The following is a 21759-nucleotide window of genomic DNA, read 5'->3' on the forward strand; positions in this document are numbered from 1 at the left end:
TTTACTCCACTTTTGAAGTATCAGCAGAAGCTTGTTCCTTCTCTTCTACATAGTTGATAAGTTTCATCAATGCGTTTTTAACCTGGGCCCAGTCGGTATACTCATGATCCTTTGAAGTGTCGGTGCTTCCTCCGCTTTTTTGGGCAATCAATCTCATTATGAACTTTTTAAAGAAATTATACTTGGAGTAGCGCAGTGCCCCCGCCACCTGTTCCACATCATTGGGATACCAGCCTGTTTTCTCCAGGAATTTGGCTGTTATCTGTTCGAGTTCTTTCCAGGATTCCGGTTCATCACTAGCGGCTGTTAAGCTAACCGAGAGGAACAGGGTCGGAATTTGGTTTAACTTGTCGCTGTGTTCTTCCACGAAATGTTCCAGTGATGTTTGATACTCCCCGTAATGAACCGATGCAGCTATGACAGCAGCATCAAAACCTTTGGGCTGAAGGTGGGGCCCTGTCGTATCACTCATTGAAACGGTAACGCCCTCTTTTTTTGCTTCGTCACGGATGTACTCGCAAATCTTCCGTGTTTGTCCCTCCGTGGTGCCAAATGCGATCAGTAGTTTCATGATTTTCTCCGTGTAAAGGGTGACATCTCCCATTTGGGATTGATGGTGTATCATTTAATTGCAATATATCCTTGCGGGTATAGAGAGAGAGAGGGGGGAAGTTCGAACCCGGGGATAGGATTTTCCCTTACACCCGGTGATTACTTGAACAGCAACTCATAAAGGTCCGGGATGACCGTAAAAAAGAGGGATTTCCCCTACCTCAGTTCAATGCCAAACGGCTATATTAAATTATTACCTTCAACTAAACGGGAGCAGATATGACTACACTCAGTGCAACAGCTCTTTTCTGGTTTATTTCTATAGGTATAACGGTGGGATTAGTATTTGGAATGATAATTAAAAATGAGGGCAGGAGTTTATATGCCAATATTACCTGGGGTACCGTGGGGGCGGTAGTCGTGGGCTCAATAGGGATATGGCTGGGGTTCGGGGACAGCGTGATTTTTTCGTTAGTGGGTAGTCTCACTGTTCTTTTTATCGCCAATGTTTTCCATCAACACCACAAAGAGGATATCTTTGGGCACGTGGATTTGGGAATCAAGATTAAAAGAAAAGAGTAACCTTTCCAGCCGATGAGGTAATAAACACTGCTGATAACACGGACGTTTGTTTAGGAATCGGTACGGCATTTTAAAAGAGATAGGGAGATATGCCGAACGAGGGAGCGACAACGGCCCTGAATGTAAAAGTCCAAATAAAAAAGCCTGAAACGTTTTACCGTTCCAGGCTAACTCTCTCTTGAACTAAATAATCGCTAACCACTGTTGAGTGATTAACAGAACCTATAAACACAACTACTTCTATGATCTCCTATAATGTAATAAGCAGATCAATACAGGTATGGCGTACTTTCCCCCGCTTTCATGTGGTGAATTTACTTACATTACCAGTCAAAATATTGGGTAAACCACCTAATCAGAAATGATGTAATACTTTCTCCTTCAAAAGTTGCAGGTATACCCTGTATAAAAAACAGCCCGGTAATAATCATCATTAGAAAAAATAACCGCAATTTTAAGGAGCTTTCCGATGGCAATAAAAAAAATAGACAAGACCGATTGGATGGTCTACTTCGACACCTTTTCTAAAAATTTCCTAAAGGATAAACAGCCGGAATATGCTGAAATCCGGGTCATGTCCGAAGAAATCGGGGTACAGTCAGAAACCCAGTGGACGCCACTCATGGGCATCAGCTACAATCCAAAAGATGATACGCTCGATATAAATGTAGAGCATCTTAACCGTATGATTGTGCACCCGGTCGAAATTTATGTGGACCAGGAGGAGAACGGATGGTTGACATCTATTGAAGTTACAGAAAGTGACGGAACCAAAGACATCATCGAAATACGCTAACATTTCTATTGCACAAACCACCTCTGTAACGGGGAACGAGAATAAACAATAGAAAGGAAAACCATGCCAGACCAGGCACAGGTGCATTACAATCAACAGCTCCTGGAGGATGAAATCCAGCGGCTGGGCCGTGAGCAAGCTGTAACACTTAAGGCCAAGCCACTCCAGGCTATTGAACCACTGCTTAGTTCGTCAAAAAAGACGCTGACAACAACATACCGTGCACTTGCGCGGGCAGCCCGAAAAAACCGCGAGCTCTCCGTTGCCGGGGAATGGTTGATCGACAATTTCTATATCATCCAGGAGCAGATCGTCCAGCTCAAAGAGGATCTGCCCATTTCGTATTACAGAAAACTGCCGCGGTTGGAGAGCGGACCTTTCACCGGCTATTCACGGATCTATGAGGTAGTACACAAACTGGCGGTTCTGAGTGATAATATTATTGATCGTGAAAATACCAAGACCGTGGTGAAAGCCTTTCAGCACATAGAACCGCTAAGGATTGGCGAATTGTGGGCTGTACCGATTATGATTAGGCTGATGCTGATATTGCGCCTGGCGGAGCGTTCAGAGGAGCTGATAAAGATTCGCCAGACGAAGATCAGGGCTACCAACCTGGTCGACAAAATGCTGGAAGGAGATACCGATGAACCCGGTTATTTGTTGAGAAAGCTGGGATCGCTCCCCAAAAGTGATCTTGAAGACAACGATTTTCTTCTTGCACTGGCGCGACGACTTCAGAACACCGGCATGCTCACCGAGATGGAAAGGAGCTGGTTCGATTACCGGTATCGTAAACAGGATACCACCCTCGAGAAGCAGATGCGGACAGAAGCCCAGGAAACCTCTCGTCTTCACCTGAGTATCCAAAATGCCATAAGTTCACTGCGGGAGGTTTCGGAGGCCGACTGGTCGGATTTTGTAGAAGAGACCTCGGTCATGGAGCGTATATTGCGGCTCGACCCATCGGGGCATTACGCCCAGATGGATTTTAAAACTCGGGACACCTACCGCAAGATAATCGAAAAGTTGAGCCTCCATACCAATCTCTCTGAGCAGGAAGTAGCAGAAAAGGCGCTCGTCCTTGCAGAAAATGAGAGCAAGATAAAAGGGGAAGAAAACCATATTCAGAGTCACATTGGGTACTACCTGATGGATGAAGGATACCAGCAACTAAAGACGAAAGTAGGCTACCGGGAGCGTTTTGGGGAATGGATCTTTCATTGGTTTGAACGCCATTCTGTTGGCTATTTTTTTGTCATTTTCCTGCATTTTATTGTGTTGATGGGTATTGCTGCCCTTGCTACCGGTTTTCTTGAAGCTCCCTTGTGGCTAACAATTATAACGCTCCTGGCGGCCTTTTTACCGGCGCTGGATATGTCGGTGGTTTCGACACATCGAATCTTGACGCTGCTTCTTCCGCCCCGTATTTTACCCAAACTCGAGATTGAGGGCCCGGTCCCTGATGAATACCGAACGCTCGTTGTGGTTCCCACCCTGTTCACCTCACCGGATGATGTAAGGAAGCAACTTGAATCCCTTGAAATACGGGCCCTGGCCAATCCCAACAAAGGGCTGAAATACGCCATGCTCTCCGACTTTACCGATGCCCCGGAAGAACACATGCCAGATGACGAAGAAATTATTAACACAGCAAAACAGGAGATTCAAAACCTCAATGAACGCTATAAGGAGGACTCTGAGAATCGCTTTTTTCTTTTGCATCGCAGACGCCTGTGGAACGAGAAAGAGAACGTCTGGATGGGGTGGGAACGAAAGCGGGGAAAGCTGGAGGAGTTAAACAGGCTTCTAATAGATCCAAAGGCTGAATCGACATATGAGCATGTGGAAGGCGGTTTTTGGGAATCCATTAAAGATATCCCGGTAAGGTATGTCCTCACCCTTGATGCCGATACCAAAATGCCACCGGGTGGAGCCATCGATTTGATCCGAACCGCCGCCCACCCGTTGAACAGCCCCAGGCTTACTGAATCCGGAAACCGTGTCGCAAAAGGATATGGTATCTTTCAGCCGCGCATCTCCATTCCCCCCCAATCGGCCAACAAATCATGGTTTGCCAGGATATACTCCGGCAACGTGGGGCTGGATCCCTACACTACGGCCGTCTCCGATGTCTACCAGGATATGTTTGGTGAGGGGGTCTTTACCGGAAAGGGGTTATACAATGTTGAACTCTTTGAAAAGCTGCTGGGTGGGCATTTTCCCGAAAACATGGTCCTTTCTCATGATTTGCTGGAGAGCACCTACCTGCGTTCGGCATTACTGACCGATATCGAATTTTTTGACGACTATCCCACCACCTACATAAGTTACTCAAAAAGAAACCATCGCTGGGTACGCGGCGACTGGCAGATTCTGCAGTGGCTGTTGCCGAAAGTACCATCAAGTGACGGGGAGGGGAAGGGCCATAATCCTATAAATATTATTTCCAGGTGGAAGATTTTTGACAACCTTCGCCGTTCGTTGAACCCGGCAGCACTGTTGATTTTCCTGCTGTTGGGCTGGACGATTTTGCCTGGCCCCGCGCTTGCATGGACCGCGGCCGTCGTGGGTATCATGGCGTTCCCGATTTATTCCAGCTTTTCCACGGAGATACTGAACAGGCCGCGGCGTGTGGCATGGAAGCTGTACCTCAAGAAAATCCGTGATAACCTAAAGATCAACACCATACAATCGGTCACCACTCTTGTGTTCATGCCGCACCAGGCTTACATCCAGCTGGATGCGGTTTTCCGAACATTATGGCGGATAACCGTTTCAAAGGAGAACCTTCTGGAGTGGACCTCGGCGCTACACACGGAGCGTCAGGTGGGAGGTGGCCTGGCAACATACTACCGCACGATGTGGATTAACCTGTTTTGGGCGGTTGTTGTTATTGTCGGCGGCTGGTTTTTTAAGCCCTCTATCCTTTTTCTGGCGGTCCCATTTGGCCTGGCATGGATTGCGGCTCCTCTTGTGGGATGGTATATCAGTCGCGATTTCAAGCCTTCTAAAAAAGAGCTTAGCGATGAGGAGGAGACCGAGCTGCGGGGATACGCCCGCCGGACCTGGCAATACTTCGAGCGGTATACAACGGCTGAGCACTCCTGGCTGCCGCCCGATAACTTCCAGGAAGAGCCATACATTGGAGCCGTGGGACGGACTTCGCCGACCAATATGGGCCTGGCGTTGACAGCGGCTATATCTGCTTATGAACTGGGATATCTGAATATTACTACGCTGCTGGATCGGTTGGGCAATTCGCTGGGTTCAATGAAATTGCTGGAAACCTACAACGGTCATTTTTTCAACTGGTACAGCACCAAGCTGGGAGAGATCCTGAATCCCCGGTATATCTCCACGGTTGACTCGGGAAACCTTGCGGCCTCGCTGCTGGTGGTTAAGCAGATGATGGAAGAGTTGAAAAAACGTGAGTGGCCCAATAATGCTTTTTGGAGCGGTTTGGCTGACACTGTTTTTGTACTCCATCAATTGACGGAAGAATATTGCCGGGGAGAGACCGAGAGTAAGACCTATAAAGCGATAACGGAAATTCTCGACCTATTCGACAAAAAGTTGGGCAGGCCATTACCCGTTGGGTTGGAGCAGTGGGAAACAATGCTGACAGATCTTGCCGAACACGCTAAAAATCTCCGAGAGATAGACCTGGATATCTTAAGTGACCGGATCAAAGATGTTGAATTTGAAGAGATCCGGGACTGGTTTGATCAGCCATTGCTACAGATAGAACGACAACTATATGAGATCCGTGAAGTAAGCAAGGCAATGACCGCCAGAAAAAAGATATTTGCATCAAATCCCTACCCTGCACTGGGTGATTTGGCACAACGCGAACCATTTGCCAAGTGGCTCCAGCGGGCAGAAGAACTGGCCGGCTGGTGTGGCGGGATGGTCAGGGAGATGGATTTCAGTATCCTGTACAACAAAAAGCGGGGTCTCTTTAGCATTGGGTATAATATGGACCGGGCTTCTGCTGACAAAGGGACCTATGACCTGTTATCAAGTGAAGCTCGGCTGGCCTCCTACCTGGCCATTGCAAAGGGAGAGGTGCCTCCTGAACACTGGTTCAGGCTGGGCAGGAGGTTGACGAGCATTGAACGGAACGAGATTTTGTTGTCATGGGGGGGCACCATGTTTGAGTACCTGATGCCGCTGCTCTTTATGAGTCGCTACGAAGGTACGTTGCTAAGCCAAACCTATGACTATGTGGTGGAATGGCAGGAGGAGTACGGGTCCAGCAGAAGTAATCCCTGGGGCGTTTCGGAAAGTGCATACGGGTTGTTGAATCTTGAAATGCACTACCAGTACCGGGCGTTTGGGGCACCCGGCTTGGGGTTACGCCGGGGACTGGCCGAAGACTATGTGGTGGCACCATATGCAAGCATGCTGGCCCTGATGGTCAGGCCGCGAGCGGCTTTTAAAAACCTAAAACAGATTAAAAAAGAGGGGGGATACGGCCTGAATGGATTTTATGAAGCGATCGATTACACGCCTTCTCGCATAGAAAAAGGAGAGGATAATATCATTGTCAAAATGTATATGGCGCACCACCAGGGTATGGGATTGTTGGCAATGACAAACGTACTGAAAAATAATTTGATTCAGCACCTGTTCCACAACGATCCACTGGTGCAGTCGTGCGAGCTGCTGCTGCAGGAGCGGATTCCAAAAGGAGTGCCCATTAAAGAACCCCGACCGATCGATGTGGAATTGGAACCTGGAGAAGAGCAGAAGCTTGAATCTGTGGTCGACCACTCTGACCAGCAGGCACTGAACGATTCCACACCGCGTACCCACATCCTCTCGAATGGGCGCCACAGCACTGTGATTACACATGCCGGAACCGGATACTCTTCGCATGATGATATTACACTAACTCGCTGGAGAGCCGACCGAGTGCAGGATCCCTATGGTTTTTTCTTTTATATCAAAGATCTGCAAAACGGTGAGTACTGGTCGATGGGGCATCAGCCTGTACAGCGGAAAGCCGATCGCTACGACAGCTGGTTCCATGACGGCAAAGTGCAGACGGCCCGGGTTGACGACTGGATTGAATCTTTCATGGAGGTCTGCGTCTCCTCGGATGACGATATCGAGCTGAGAAAAATTACGCTGACCAACTACTCGGACCGCGTGCGGCGGCTGGAGGTGACCAGTTATGCCGAAATTGTCCTCAATACCCAGGAAGCGGATGCTGCACACCCGGCATTCTCAAACCTCTTTGTACAAACCGATCATATTCCCGAGCATCATGCCCTAATTGCCCGACGGCGTCCCCGTGCCAAAGAAGAGAAAGAAAGCTGGTTGGTACATACCATGGCCAGCGATGACATCAATAATCTGCCCGAACCCCTGGAGTACGAAACAGATCGTGGAAAATTTATAGGCCGTGGAAGAACGCTGAAAGAACCGGCTGCCTTGGACATTGATCATGATCTAAGCGGATCAACTGGCAATGTGCCCGATCCAATTGTAAGTATGCGACGGATTATTGAGCTGAAACCGGGGCAGAAAAAAAGTGTAACGTATGGCCTGGGGAAGGTCAACAGCCGGGAAGAGGCCGTCACTATGGCCGATCGCTATGACAATCCCTATGCCACCGATCGGGTTTTTGAATTGGCTTCAATTTACGGTCGTGTGGAGTTGGAACATATCGGGCTGAGCGGACAACAAGCCCACACTCTCCAAAAACTTGCCGGGGCACTTCTGTATGGAGAACCCGCTCTCAGGACTCATGGATCCGTCATTCAAAAAAATCGGAAAACCCAGTCCGGCCTGTGGACCTACGGTATCTCCGGGGATTACCCGATCCTGCTGTACAGTATAGAGGATACCGATTATCTGAAATATATTGACCTGCTTCTGAAAGCACACGCCCTCTGGCGACTCAAGCGATTTAAGGTCGACCTGGTCATTATCAATGATCATCCACCATCCTATGCTGATGAGCTGCATCAGACGATACACCAGATGATACAGTCGTCAACGGAACGTCAATGGTTGAATGAGCGAGGCGGTCTATTCGTGTTGCGTGGAGATGATCTGTCCCCGCAAGACCGAATATTGCTGGAGACAGTAGCGTCCTGCGTACTCAGTGGAAAGATCAAAAAGTTTAGTTTCAAGGGAGATTGGCAGGATATAGATGCTTACCAGTTCAAACATCAGTATCGTCCTATCGATTTGAAAGGGCAGGAAGAACAGCCACAGATGAGAGCTGATCTGAAGTTTTACAACGGTTTCGGTGGTTTTACCCAAGATGGCAATGAGTATGTAATTACACTTAAGACCAGCGAGGATACAGGACGCCTGGAATATCCGCCGGCCCCCTGGATCAATGTGATAGCAAATCCAGAGTTTGGCTTTATCACCTCCGAGAAAGGGTCTGATTATAGCTGGAGCCAGAATAGCCGGGAAAACAGGCTGACGCCCTGGTCTAACGACGCGGTGGTGGATCCGCCGGGAGAGGTGATTTACGTCAGGGATGAAGAGCAGCGGCTTTACTGGACACCAACGCCGGGTCCTGTGGCCGGCAGTCACCAGTATGAGGTGCGCCACGGATTTGGTTATTCTGTAACCCAAAGCCGCATCATGAATATTGAGCAGGAGGTAACAAAATGGGTCCCCCTGAATGATCCCTTGAAAATTGTGAAGCTCCGGCTGCACAACACGGACCTTTCCACACGGCACCTTTCGTTGATTCGGTACAATGACTGGGTGCTGGGCGTTCAGCGAGAAAAATCCACCAGGCATATTCTTACGAACATCGACCCCGAACTGCAGTCTGTTTTTGCACAGAATCATTACAACAACGAATTTGCCGGTCGTATAGCGTTTACCACCCAGTTTACAGAACAAAGTACTGAAGACAGCTATACGGCTAACCGTGAGGCGTTTATTGGCAGGAATCGAAGTCTAAACAACCCGGTAGGAGTGATTTACAACGAATTATTGGATGGAGAATCAGGAGCTGGTATCGATTCGTGCGGGGCGATGCAGTCATCTTTTTTCATGGAGTCAGGGAGTACACTAGACATATACTACCTGGTGGGTGAGGCGATTTCTGAAGAAAAGGCCCGTGAATTGATTGAAAAGTATTGTGATCCCGAGGTGCTGGAGTCAAGCCTGCGCGAGGTTCGTGAGTTTTGGCAACAAAAGTTAGGCAGAATCCGGGTACAGACGCCGCTGCCCGAGCTGGATCTGTTGGCCAACGGCTGGCTCCAATACCAAAACATAGCGTGCCGAATGTGGGCGCGTTCAGGGTTTTACCAGTCGGGCGGAGCTTACGGGTTTAGGGATCAGTTGCAGGATGCGGGTGCTGCGCTGTATCTGGATCCACAAATGACGAGGGAGCAAATTTTGCTGCATGCTGCCCACCAGTTTCCAGAAGGTGATGTGCTGCACTGGTGGCACCCACCGACAGACCGGGGCATCCGTTCCCGTATAACCGATGATCTTTTGTGGCTGCCCTATATAACCGCGCTTTATGTCCGCAGAACAGGTGATTACAGCATCCTGGATGAGAAGGTTGGCTTCCTTACTGCCCGGAAGCTGAATGAGGGAGAGGATGAGGCCTATTTAACTCCGAAAGACGCCGGAACCGAGGATACACTCTACAATCACTGTTGCCGGGCCATCGATCGGTCATTAACCAAGGGGAAGAATGGACTTCCCCTCATAGGAACCGGCGACTGGAACGACGGTATGAATCGGGTGGGAGAGCAGGGCCAGGGCGAGAGCGTTTGGCTGGGCTTTTTCCTTTACAGGATACTGGCTGATTTTATTCCGATTGTTAAAAAGAAAAAAGAGAGCGAGCGCGTGGACCGGTACTCTGCCTACCAGAAGGAATTAAAAGTTCATCTCAATACGGACGGATGGGATGGAGAATGGTATCGCCGCGCCTTCTATGATGATGGGACACCGCTGGGATCCTCGACAAACGACGAATGTAAAATTGATGCGATTGCACAGGCGTGGTCGGTTATCTCGAAGGCCGCCCCGTCCAGTCAGGCAAAAAAAGCGCTGGATTCCGCCTATCAAATGCTGGTGTCGGAGCATGAGGGTATTATACGCCTGTTGACTCCCTCTTTTGACAAAACGGAAAAAGACCCGGGCTATATCAAGGGCTACATACCCGGCGTTCGCGAAAATGGCGGGCAATACACCCATGGGGCATTGTGGCTGATAAGTGCCTTTGCTGAACTAGACAGAGGTGAGCGGGCGGTTGAGTTGTTGCGGATGCTTTCGCCGGTACAGCATGCTGCTACTTATGACCTCGTAATGCGCTACAAGGTGGAGCCCTATGCGGTAGCTGCTGATATCTATGGCGAGCCCCCACTGACTGGCATGGGCGGGTGGACCTGGTACACTGGATCCGCGGGATGGATGTACCGGGTGTTTGTAGAATCGGTTTTGGGAGTCAGGATCACCGAGGGCAACAAAGTAACCATCGAGCCTCACATTTCTTCCAAATGGAGTGAATACACGGTGCGGATAAGGGAGTTGGAGGGAGACTCGATCTATGTAATCAAGGTATGCAACAAGAATGGCCTGAGTTCGGGGAAAATAACCGGTGTAATCGATGGAGTATCCCACGAAAATGAGAAAGGATCTTTTACCTTTCGAATGAAAAAGGATGGGAAAACCCATCACGTGGAAGCAGCAATTGGGCCAAGAAGTTAGAGAATATCAGCCACCAAACAAGTTAGAAATCCATACCAAGAGAAAACTTCATAGAAATCCTCTCCCGGAAGGGTGCCGCAGCGTAGCAAGGGGCTGGGGCACTCGAATGCGCTGCTGAACGGAATAACAGATATATAAATAAATACCAAATTACAATTATCAAAGGCGCTGGTGGAATGGTTGCACAGAGTATCACTGAGAATACACAAAGTTACATTAAGAAATCCATTGTGGTCCTTTGCGATTTCTTAGCGACCTTTGGGGTTAACATCAGTCAAATTGATAAAATTTTTATCCATGTATCCTACGCAAAGGTCCGTAATCATTATTTTATTCAGAATGAATTGAAAGTACCAGTTATTATTACTCCACAAGCACATGTAGTGAAAAGACTTACATATTATCCAATTTTTTTACTACAGAAGATTAGCCAAAGATGATTTAGGTTCTTGTAAATCAATGGAGGGTCGACTAATGGGAGACGAAAAAACAGGAATACTGAACATCAAAAGGATAGAAAAATGACAAAGATTTTAGTAATAGATGGAGATGTAATCACCCGCCGAGCCATTGCACAAATCCTCCAGGAAAAAACTCAACATCAAATCGTAATTAACGGGGAGTCAAACCGGGCAGTGGAACATATTATCGAGGCAGAGCCAGATCTTCTTTTGTTGGGAATTAGCCCTGATTCGGTAGAAGAGATCGCGCAGTTGAGTACCATCAAGATTCGGTTTCCCAACCTGTCCGTCATTATTTTGAGTGAACGGAGTGAACCCGGAGCAGCGGTCGTAATAGCAGCCCTGCGATTGGGAGCGGTTGACTTTATCACAAAGTCAGAAAATTTTTGCTCAATGCTTTTTGCCGAGCGCCACCTGACTAAAAGATTGATCCCAATTGTTGAAGCATCGTTGCGAGCAAATCACGGGATGAGAGAAGGAACCATGTCACAAAGTTTTGAGAAAGATTTGACTTCTATATGGCCCCTCAACCTGATAACCATCGGGGGATGCACTGGGGGACCAGCGGCACTCTTCAAACTTATTGAAACGTTACCCAAAAATTTTAACATCCCGATCGTTGCTGTGCAGCATCTTCCGAAATATTATACGAAGGTATTGGCCGCCCGCTTGGATGAAGTCTCTGATTTGGAAGTTCGGGAAGCAACCGATGGAGTTGTTTTAAATGGCGGTGGAGTTTGGATAGCTCCAGGTGGTTTTCACTCTGAAGTACACCGGGATGGAAATGAGACAGTGCTGAAAGTACACAAGGGACCCCGTGAGCACGACGCCCGCCCCTCCATCGATATGCTATTCCGTTCGGCAGGGCGACTTTATGGACCGGGAGCCATGGGCGTAATTTTGAGTGGGTGTGGGAAAGACGGCGTGGCCGGCGCTGGTGCTATAAAACAGGCCGGGGGACATGTACTGGTTCAGGACATTAGCACATCACTAATGCCGGACCTCCCTTTGGCTGTGGTTAAGACGGGTTACTGCGATATCATAAGTCCCACAGAACAGATGGTACAGCATTTTCTGAAACGTGACAAAGGGGCGGTTCGACCATATGCGGAGGCGGAAATTAAGAAAAGAGAAATATCACCGACCGGGTATTCAGAGTTTCGATACCTGGACAAGCATCTTTTCAGTACACTTAACTAACATGGGAGACAAGCTATGATTAAAAGAATATTAATAGCCCTGGATCCGGATGTGGATACACAGGTTGCCACAATTTATGGAATTCAGCTGGCACGGAATTTTGATGCAACTGTAACCGGGCTTGCTGTTGTAGATACTGAACAAGTAGCTGCTGAAGTCAGTGGCGGCAGTGTTGGTATCATGTACTATCCCGAACACCTTCAGAAAATGGTGAGTGAAAATACTCGCAAGGAGGCGGGAAAACTACTTGCCGCATTTGAGGAAACGGTCAGTACGGCCGGTGTCAAGCACAGCGAGGTCATGGAAGAGGGAGTGCCCTATGAGCGCATCATTGAGGATATGAAATATCATGATCTGCTCATTATCGGCCGCGATACCCACTTTTTCTATAGTCAGCCTGAAAAAAAGACCAATACCCTATCCAAGATTGTAAAGAAAGGCACTGTGCCCTCCCTGGTGGTCATGGAATCATATAGAGATATTGAACGAGCATTGGTGGCTTTTGACGGTGAACGCTCGGTGGCACGGACGCTGCAGTGGTTTGTGCAACTACAGCCGTATGGCAATGAGTTAGAGATGGAACTGGTTCATGTCAATTCGGGAAGTTCAGAGCGAAGCCGCGACGAGTCAAACCTGGTATTGCGGTTGGCAGAGGACTACCTGAGAGGTCATGGTTTTAAAAATGTGACCAAGACTGTTCTGGAAGGAGATACTCCTGGAGAAAACCTGCTTGCGCACCAGAAAAAAATATCTGCGGATCTTCTTATTCTCGGAGCCCATTCCATGTCAGCACTCAGGAGAATTGCATTTGGCTCAACGACTCATTACCTGCTCACCCGAAGTAAGGTGCCACTTTTTATGTGTCATTAGGAGCTGCATTTGTCTGGTGGTGAGTACAACGTGAGATCATATTATCAGCTAAAAATATCGTCTGTTTGCCCATGCATACCCAAGGTACATCCCCAACCCTCCAAGAAGACCTAAGTTCCACACGGCCTAAAGACTCGTCTGGTGAAGTATGGGCATTCCCGGTAGATGAGGTGATGGAGGAGTACGACTCTCGTCGAGAAGGCCTTACTGCAAGAGAGGCTGTTGCCAGGAGAAACAAGTTCGGTCCGAACCTTCTACGGAGGCACAAAAAGAAATCGGTATGGATTATCTTGCTGGAGCAGTTTCGCAGCCTGATCATTGGATTGCTGGGCGTGGCAGCATTAGTCGCTTTTTGGTTTGGGGAATCGATTGAAGCCTGGGCAATCCTGGTAGTCATCCTGATCAATGCCTTGATCGGTTTTTTTACCGAACTGCGGGCGGTGCGCTCTATGGAAGCCCTTTTCAAGCTGGGGAGGGTAAATACGCGCGTCCGGAGGGATGGGACAATTGAGGAGATCGACGCCTCTGAACTGGTCCCCGGCGATATTGTGATCCTGGAGGGCGGCGATGTTGTGACTGCTGATATGCGCGTTATAGCTGCCTCGCGACTGCAGGCCGATGAATCTGCGCTAACAGGGGAGAGCCTGCCGGTCAGCAAGCAGACCGATCCTGTTGGGAAAGATACCGTGCTCGCTGAACGCTGCAGCATGCTCTACAAGGGAACCGCTATAACCCGTGGAGCAGGAGAGGGGATTGTGGTGGCGACGGGAACCCGAACGGAGCTCGGGTACCGGCTGATTGTGGTGACATTGGTAATCGCCATTTTTGTGGCAGTTTCGGGTATCATCGCCGGCAAGGAGCTGTTCCTGATGATTGAGACGGGCATCGCCCTTGCGGTTGCTGCAATCCCGGAGGGGCTGCCTGTGGTGGCCACCATTGCCCTGGCCAAGGGACTTCGAATAATGGCCTCTCGCAATGCGCTGGTCAATAGACTCTCATCAGTGGAGACACTAGGGGCTACCGGTGTGATTTGTACTGACAAAACAGGAACACTTACCGAAAACCGGATGACAGTGTCACAGGTAGTGCTCTCGGAACATAAGGTTCAACTTGACGAAAATGGGAGTGGGAAGGCGAATCAAGTACCGAATATTGAGGATGACCCGGACCTGCGCCTGCTGCTGGAGACAGGAGTGTTGTGCAACAATGCTTCGCTGAGCGATCAGGGGGTGTTGGAAAAGGGAGTCGGAGATCCACTTGAGATTGCGCTGTTGTCAGCGGGACGAAAAATGGGGGTTGAAGCGAGGGCATTAAGCGAAAAATATCCCGAGATAAGGGAAGATGCTTTTGACCCCGAGGTGAAAATGATGGCAACTTGGAACCGTTTGAGTGAAGATGAATTCAGGATCCATGTAAAAGGGGCGCCAGGTTCTGTGATGGATCGCTGCGATAATATGATTGAAAAGGGTGAGATCAAGCCGTTTACTCAGGAAAAAAAGGATCAGTGGAAAGTGATAAACCAGGATCTTGCTGCTGATGGCTTACGTGTGCTGGCTTTTGCATACAAAGATACGGATGATGACGCGGGAGAACCATATGAAGGCTTGGTGTTCATCGGGTTGGTAGGATTGCTCGATCCACCCCGGGAAGGTGTGAAACCTGCTATTGATCACTGCCGAAATGCTGGCATACGCGTCATAATGATAACCGGAGACCAGGTTGAGACGGCGCGCTATATAGCCCGCGCGGTTGGGTTACAGGATGGGCCGGGAGGCGAGGTGATACATGGGAATGATTTGATGCAAAATGAGGAGCTGGAAGCTTCTCTGCAGGATAAAAGAACAGTGATGGACACATCAATCTTTGCACGTATCAGCCCCCGGCAAAAGCTGGATCTGATCGAACTGTATCAGCAAAACGGGCACATCGTGGCGATGACAGGGGATGGAGTCAATGATGCGCCGGCACTGAAGAAAGCGGATATCGGGATTGCGATGGGACAGCGCGGCACACAGGTGGCACGTGAGGCCGCGGACATGGTGCTTACGGACGATTCTTTCTCCTCGATTGTGGCGGCCATTGAACAGGGGCGCATTATCTTTGGCAATATCAGGCGTTTTATCTACTACCTGATGTCCTGCAATGTTAGTGAGGTGCTGGTGGTTGGGATGGCATCGATGCTGGGAACTCCACTTCCGATTCTGCCACTTCAGATATTATTTCTAAATCTTGTCACTGATGTTTTTCCTGCCCTGGCACTGGGAGTGGGGGAAGCAGAAGATGGGGTGATGCATCGTCCACCCCGCCCCCCGAAGGAACCGATCCTGGACAACCGCCACTGGACAGGCATTTTTGTTTATGGGCTGGTGATTACTACTACCGTCCTCAGTGTTTTGCTGCTGAGCCTTAACATGCTGGAACTTGATAACAGGTCGGCGGTCACGCTCTCATTTTTAACCCTGGCGCTTTCTCAACTGTGGCATGTGTTCAACATGCGAAGTTCCTCCTCAGGCATCTTCAACAACACTATCGTTCGCAACCGGTGGGTCTGGGGCGCCCTGGTGCTCTGCCTGCTTCTTTTATTGATGGCTGTATACATTCCACCTATTGCTCTCGTCCTTCAAATTCAACCACCAACCATCTTGGGATGGGGCATCGTTTTTGGGTTTAGTTTGATCCCCCTGCTTGCCGGCCAGCTGTGGTTGTCATTTACCAAGGGCACTGCTGAAAGTTGATCCTTGTTAAAATGCTCCCAGAGATGCCGTTTAAAGCGTCTCACAATCGTATAGGTTTTGTGATTATAATCACAAGAGTCTCGTGATTATAATTGAGAAGCTTTTACGATTATAATCGTAAGGGTCTTGCAATTGTAATTGTAATGTCCTTGCAATTATATAGGAGGCTTATTTTATAATTATTGGACCCTATGCCCGTGGTCATTTTCTAAAGCTGGGGATAGCAGAATAAAAAATATTTGCTGCCCTCTGTTGACCCACCTTTGTTTCCTCCCTGATAATCAGGGAGGAAGACTCATTTGTTACTTTTTGGAATCTGATTGTTGAACGTGACTTTTTGGACCGCCTCAACAAGAGTGGGTCGCTCAGAGGGCAGAAATGATTCTGAATGGAACTGTCTAGTTTAACGTGAGAGATAAACAGTCGTTACGATTTGCTTTTGAACCACTAACCTTCCATTTGCCAAAAACCGGTCGCTGACCGGCATTCAGCAGCATTCCGGTAATCCGAGGAATCTTCCCACCCATTACTCGCTTCCGTACGCTCTGCGGCGGAAGACCCTCTGACGCTCCGCGTTCCTGTGGCACCATAGGCTATACTGGACACGGAGCGTCCCAACAGGTCCCAACGCAGAGCATTGGGACCAAGCTATTGTTTGCCGGTTACAAGTAAAAGGCTTTATTAATTCATATATTTAATTTTGTACAACAGGTGAAATCCTTTTTTAAAAGAAAAGCGGCGTCCCATGAGGCTTTCTGATGATCAATATTCCAGGCTGATTCATTTCTTGGAGCAGCCGGATTCGTATTCCCATCAACCTGAGCAGGTAAAGCATCTTCAAACGCACATCTCTCATGTTTTTATAGCAGATCCATATGTGTATAAGATTAAAAAAACTGTGGATTTAGAGTTCCTGGACTACAGTACACTCCAAAAGCGAAAGAAATTCTGCCAGCGAGAGGTCGAACTCAATCGGCGCCTCACCGATGATATCTACCTGGGGGTGGTTCCGATCACATTACATGATAACCAGTTTGGTTTGGAAGAGGGAGAGCACAGCACCGTTGTAGAATATGCAGTGAAAATGAACAGGCTTCCCGAAGAATACTTCCTGCACTCCCTCATTCAAAATGAGAGCCTGACCACCACCCATCTCGATCGCGTTGTTGATAAGTTGGCATCATTTTACGGGGAGCAAGATCCTTCACCGGAGGTTCTTGAATATGGAGCCGTAGAAAAGATCAAGTACAATACGGATGAGAACTTCCGGCAAACAAAGCCCTTTAGTGATGAGATTATTGACCGGGCTTCCTATAACGCTATTAAGGCGTATACCAACGGGTACTTTGAACAAAACACCGGGTTGTTCAAGCACCGTATCGAGGAGAAGCGGATTGTTGACGGGCACGGTGATCTACACCTCGACCATATCCATATCACTCCCCAAAAAGTACAGATATACGATTGTATTGAGTTCAATGAGCGGTTTCGGTATGGCGATCTGGCGGTGGACCTGGCTTTCCTGGCAATGGACCTGGATTTCAACGGGCGATGGAAGGAGGAGCGCTATTTTGTTGAACAGATGGCGGCCAAGCTTGGTGATGCCGATCTGCACCGGATGATTAATTTTTATAAGTGTTATCGGGCCTATGTGAAGGGCAAGGTCAAAAGCCTTCAGAGTACCGAGCAGGAAGTGGCTAAAGAGGATCGAAAACAAGCTGAAGAAACCGCGCGACGCTATTTTGATCTCTCCCTGCGGTATGCCACCCTTGGTTCCAAACCGATGGCCTGTATCTTTATGGGCCGGATCGGCAGTGGAAAGAGTACACTGGCGGGAAATCTTGCGGAGAAAATGTCGATCGACTACTACTCTTCCGACTATGTCCGCAAATCGATGGCCGGGCTGCCGATTTATGAGCGGACGCCGGCCTCAGAGAGAGAGGAGTTGTATTCACCGGAGATGTCTGACAAAACGTATGAGGAGCTGCATAATCGTGCCTTGCAAAAGCTAAATCAGGGGGAAAGCGTGATCCTGGATGCCACCTTTAGCAACCAGGAAGGCCGGCAGGAATGGATGAAATTGCTTGAAGCCCAGCAGTTTGAGTATCTTTTTGTGGAGACAGAAGCCTCTGACGAAACCATAAAAGAACGGTTAAAACAGCGTGATAATGGGAGCGAGATTGTCTCCGATGCTCGTCTCGAAGATTTCGAAGAACTTGATCAGAATTACCAGCCTCCTATCGAAATCCACCCGTCAAACCATATAAGGGTTAACACTGAGCAGCCAGTTAACAACACCCTGCAGGAACTTTATCTAAAGTTGGTTGAACGACGATTGGAGCAGTGATAAACAAGTTAGAAAAACTTCGATGAACGCCCAGGGATAGTTTTTCAGGATTTTCCTTCTATTTGCTCAAGCCCGGCACATACTCTATAATAGTGATCGGGATATTAGTGAATTAAGACAATTAAAGAAAAGGGGATGGAATAATGATGAAGATGCGAATAGGGATTATACTATTGATAACCGTCGTAATGCTGGGTTGCGGGCAACAGGAGGAAACCAGTGAACCTCCTAATATCCTCTGGATTACAAGCGAGGATAACAGCCCCTACCTGGGAGCTTACGGGGATACCCTGGCAGATACGCCCAACCTGGATCGACTGGCCGAACAGGGCACGGTTTACGAAAATGCATTTGCAACCACACCGGTCTGTGCGCCATCGCGTTTTACGCTCATCACTGGTCTCTACGCCAATGTGATGGGGACCGAAAATATGCGCAGCACATTTCCCATTCCTGAACAGATCCAATTCTTTCCCAAATACCTTCGGGAAGTCGGCTATCATACCACCAACAATGTGAAGAAGGATTATAACACCGTCGACCAGCCGGAGGCGTGGGTGGAGTCCAGTGACAGTGCCACCTACAAAACGCGGGATCCGGGTCAACCTTTCTTTCACGTGCGGAACTTCACAACCACACATGAAAGCCGGCTCCACGATCCGATCGATACACTGATACATGATCCCGACCAGATGCCGATTCCACCATACCACCCGGATACGGAGGCGATCAAAACTGACTGGGCCCACTATTATGACCAGATCACCAAAATGGACGCCCAGGTGGGAGAGGTGCTTGACGAGCTGGAAGCTTCCGGCGAAGCTGAGAATACGATTGTTTTTTACTATAGCGACCACGGCGGCGTGTTGCCACGTTCAAAGCGGTTTATGTTTGAGTCAGGTCTGCGCGTACCGCTTATCGTCTATTTTCCGCCCAAATACCAGCACCTGGCACCCGACCAGGATCGTACAGACCGGCTGGTGTCGTTTGTTGATTTCCCCAAAACAGTCTTGAGCCTGGCCGGTATCGAACCGCCGGAATATATGCATGGCCAAGCGTTTTTGGGTGAATATGAGGATGAACCACGAGAATACGTGCAGACCTATCGAGGCCGGATGGATGAGCGGTTTGACCTGGTGCGGGCGATTCGCGACAAGGAGTTTCTCTATGTCCGTAATTTCATGCCGCATCGGATTTACGGGCAGCACCTGGCGTACCTGTGGCGTGCTCCTTCGATGCAGAGCTGGCATGAACAGTACCTGCAAGGCAATTTAAATGAAACGCAACGCCGTTTTTTCGATACTAAACCCGCAGAAGAGTTGTACAACGTGGATTCCGATCCCCACAGTGTGAACAACCTTGCCGGTGACCCCGAGTACCAGGAGATCTTGGAGCGTATGCGAAAGGCAACCTCAGACTGGATGCACCAGTCAACTGACCTGGGTTTCATCCCGGAAGAGACAATCGATTCTCTGCGGGGAGACCAGCCCCTGTATAATGTAGTGCGAGAGCAATCATTGCCGATTGGTGAGATCATTGAGACGGCTCAGCTCGCCACACGAAATGCCTCCGCAAACCTGGATACGCTGGCAGGGCGGCTGGATCACGAAGATGGGGCCGTGCGTTTTTGGGCGGCCACAGGATTTTCCGTAGCAGATGAGAAACCAGCTGAAATGGGGGAGAAGCTGTTAAACTATACCGATGATTCTTCCCCGGCGGTGAGAATTGCTGTAGCGGAGGCGTTGTACCGGTACGGCAATGAGTCAGAGGCACTCCAAATCCTGGAACAATCGCTTGACCTGGAGCATCCCTTTGCCAAGTTACGGTCTTTGAATACCATAAAGGCATTAGATATTGATAATCTACCAACTCATATATCAGAGAAGATTAAAACCATGCAGGAAACCCACGACGATCAGTGGGGCACCGATTATTATATCCGGCGCGCTGCGACCTCTATTGTAGGTGAGTGACTATAGAGGAATAAGGTTGTGTCATTTTTTCTTATCCTGTCTGCGTGATCTGCGCCATCCACGGAGAAATGGTTTCCCGCAGATGACGCTGATTACGTAGATTTTAGCCCAATGCTGAAGGCATCTTCCATGAGCTTAGTCGTAGAAAATGCCCATCGCTGGCGCGGTAATTAATTCCCGCGCTATTGAAAAGCCTTAATAGAGAACCTAAGTAGTCAGCTCTTATCTGTTATTTAGTCCTAACGGGTTTAGCAGTTGGGTTAGAAAGTAATAATTCACTATAGAAGCATTCAGTCATCCTGCACCTCGATGCAGGATCTCGCAAGGATACTTGCGTTGGTTCTATTTTGGATCATTACAACGGTTGTTGTTTTAACTAGATTCTGAGTCAAGCTTAGAACAGTGGCACAGGATGGCTGAGAGGCATTTCTTAACTGCTCAATGTTTTATTCCTATTTAGTAGATACCGGTCTGCCGAGTATTTGCCGGCACCCGAGATCACCAGCGCGGCGGCCATGCCAAGCACCAGCAAGTGGTACTCAAAGCCTTCGCCCGCCTGGTTGCCCGACCAGTTCATGAAGAACCCGTGCTGGATGTGAGCATTGAATATGATACCCACAAAAAGTCCGAACAAGGCGGCGGCGCTCGCGCGTATCAGCAGTCCTGCCGCCAGAAGTAACGGGGCGAAAAACTCAATTACAATAACCAAGAATCCAATAATCCAGGGGAGACCCACGGTTTGCATAAAGTATCCCATGGTTCCGCTAAAGCCGTATCCTCCAAACCAGCCCAGCAGTTTTTGGGCGCCATGCGGAAAGATGACGAGAGCCAGCATAAGACGTATTATTGTTGGTGACCAGTTGTCTTTTGTCTTGAGTAATAGTTCTTTCATTGTATTTCCTCCTTATTCTGCGTAATAAAATTTTTCCTTAACGATTTTGCCGTCTTCCCACTCCTGGACCGATACCTGCTTATAGTCGCGAACGCCCCAGTCTTCATGGGTATAATCAAATTTCCACTCCACCATGGTTACACCCAGGCCAACAGCCACTTTGAGCGGTTTTGCTACTCGTATCTCGGTTACCTTGCTGATAAACTCCTCTTCTCGGCGTCGGTTGGCCTCTTTGCCGACGGTCGGTTCCTGTTCGTTTTCCTGCATGACCACATCCTCGGCATAAAACTGCTCGAAAGCCTCAAGGACGTTCCCCTGTACAAACATGTCGTTTAGTTTGTGGATTTGTTCCGAAAGTGAATTCATAGCTTACTTGTGTTTTTTATTCCTGTGTTAATGATGCACCGGTAAGCTATGTGAAAGGAGGGGAGGTGCCAATGAAGCAGGTTAAGGAATAATCTTGAACTAGTACTTAGATTCATAAATCAGCGTAATTATCCGACAGCTTTCCCGGTTTGACGAATTTCTTTTTCCATTCAAAGGGAGCGGCCTGTTTATTGTGCGCTTTGGTGAACGCATCGATCGTCCGGCGGACCTGATCGGTCGAGGTAAAACTGTTGGTTTTCAGGGCTTTTCGCGTGAGGATACTGA

11 protein-coding genes are annotated in these 21759 nt (G+C 48.8%); 8 read left to right on the plus strand and 3 right to left on the minus strand.

The window, feature by feature from the left end; translation table 11 throughout:
* Position 1: 1 nt before the first annotated feature.
* Positions 2 to 571 carry a menaquinone-dependent protoporphyrinogen IX dehydrogenase gene (gene hemG / locus NC796_RS19245; RefSeq protein ID WP_310686808.1) on the minus strand — a complete coding sequence of 190 codons (570 nt, stop codon included), beginning with the start codon at positions 569 to 571 and terminating at the stop codon, positions 2 to 4.
* Positions 572 to 831: 260 nt separating this feature from the next.
* Here hemG and NC796_RS19250 point away from each other — a divergent pair, with 260 nt between their 5' ends.
* The 8 genes from NC796_RS19250 (at position 832) to NC796_RS19285 (ending at position 20216) form a co-directional block, all read left to right on the plus strand.
* On the plus strand, positions 832 to 1134 hold the full coding sequence (locus NC796_RS19250) for a hypothetical protein (protein WP_310686810.1): 303 nt from the start codon (positions 832 to 834) through the stop codon (positions 1132 to 1134).
* A 469-nt stretch (positions 1135 to 1603) separates the two neighbouring features.
* Positions 1604 to 1930, plus strand: coding sequence for a DUF5335 family protein (locus NC796_RS19255; protein WP_310686812.1), 327 nt, complete (start codon positions 1604 to 1606; stop codon positions 1928 to 1930).
* A 63-nt stretch (positions 1931 to 1993) separates the two neighbouring features.
* Positions 1994 to 10630: a GH36-type glycosyl hydrolase domain-containing protein gene (locus NC796_RS19260; RefSeq protein WP_310686814.1), complete on the plus strand. Its 8637-nt coding sequence runs from the start codon at positions 1994 to 1996 to the stop codon at positions 10628 to 10630.
* A 521-nt stretch (positions 10631 to 11151) separates the two neighbouring features.
* Positions 11152 to 12291 (plus strand): chemotaxis protein CheB, encoded by a 1140-nt coding sequence (locus NC796_RS19265; RefSeq protein ID WP_310686816.1) that lies wholly within the window; start codon positions 11152 to 11154, stop codon positions 12289 to 12291.
* 15 nt (positions 12292 to 12306) lie between these two features.
* Positions 12307 to 13161, plus strand: coding sequence for a universal stress protein (locus NC796_RS19270; RefSeq protein ID WP_310686818.1), 855 nt, complete (start codon positions 12307 to 12309; stop codon positions 13159 to 13161).
* A 71-nt stretch (positions 13162 to 13232) separates the two neighbouring features.
* Positions 13233 to 15896, plus strand: a complete 2664-nt coding sequence (locus NC796_RS19275) for a cation-transporting P-type ATPase (protein WP_310686820.1) — start codon at positions 13233 to 13235, stop codon at positions 15894 to 15896.
* Positions 15897 to 16641: 745 nt separating this feature from the next.
* Positions 16642 to 18243, plus strand: a complete 1602-nt coding sequence (locus tag NC796_RS19280) for an AAA family ATPase (protein ID WP_310686823.1) — start codon at positions 16642 to 16644, stop codon at positions 18241 to 18243.
* A gap of 143 nt (positions 18244 to 18386) precedes the next feature.
* The gene (locus tag NC796_RS19285; RefSeq protein WP_310686826.1) at positions 18387 to 20216 is read left to right on the plus strand and encodes a sulfatase-like hydrolase/transferase; all 1830 of its coding nucleotides are present in this window, start codon (positions 18387 to 18389) and stop codon (positions 20214 to 20216) included.
* 430 nt (positions 20217 to 20646) lie between these two features.
* On the opposite strand, the gene NC796_RS19290 is transcribed toward NC796_RS19285, so the two are convergent.
* Both NC796_RS19290 and NC796_RS19295 read right to left on the minus strand, forming a co-directional pair.
* Entirely contained in the window at positions 20647 to 21108 is a 462-nt protein-coding gene (locus tag NC796_RS19290) for a DoxX family protein (RefSeq protein ID WP_310686827.1), read from the minus strand.
* 12 nt (positions 21109 to 21120) lie between these two features.
* The gene (locus NC796_RS19295) at positions 21121 to 21474 is read right to left on the minus strand and encodes a SnoaL-like domain-containing protein (protein ID WP_310686829.1); all 354 of its coding nucleotides are present in this window, start codon (positions 21472 to 21474) and stop codon (positions 21121 to 21123) included.
* Between the last annotated feature and the right edge of the window lie 285 nt (positions 21475 to 21759).

This window comes from Aliifodinibius sp. S!AR15-10, assembly GCF_031569985.1.
Lineage (GTDB): Bacteria > Bacteroidota > Rhodothermia > Balneolales > Balneolaceae > JAMQKA01.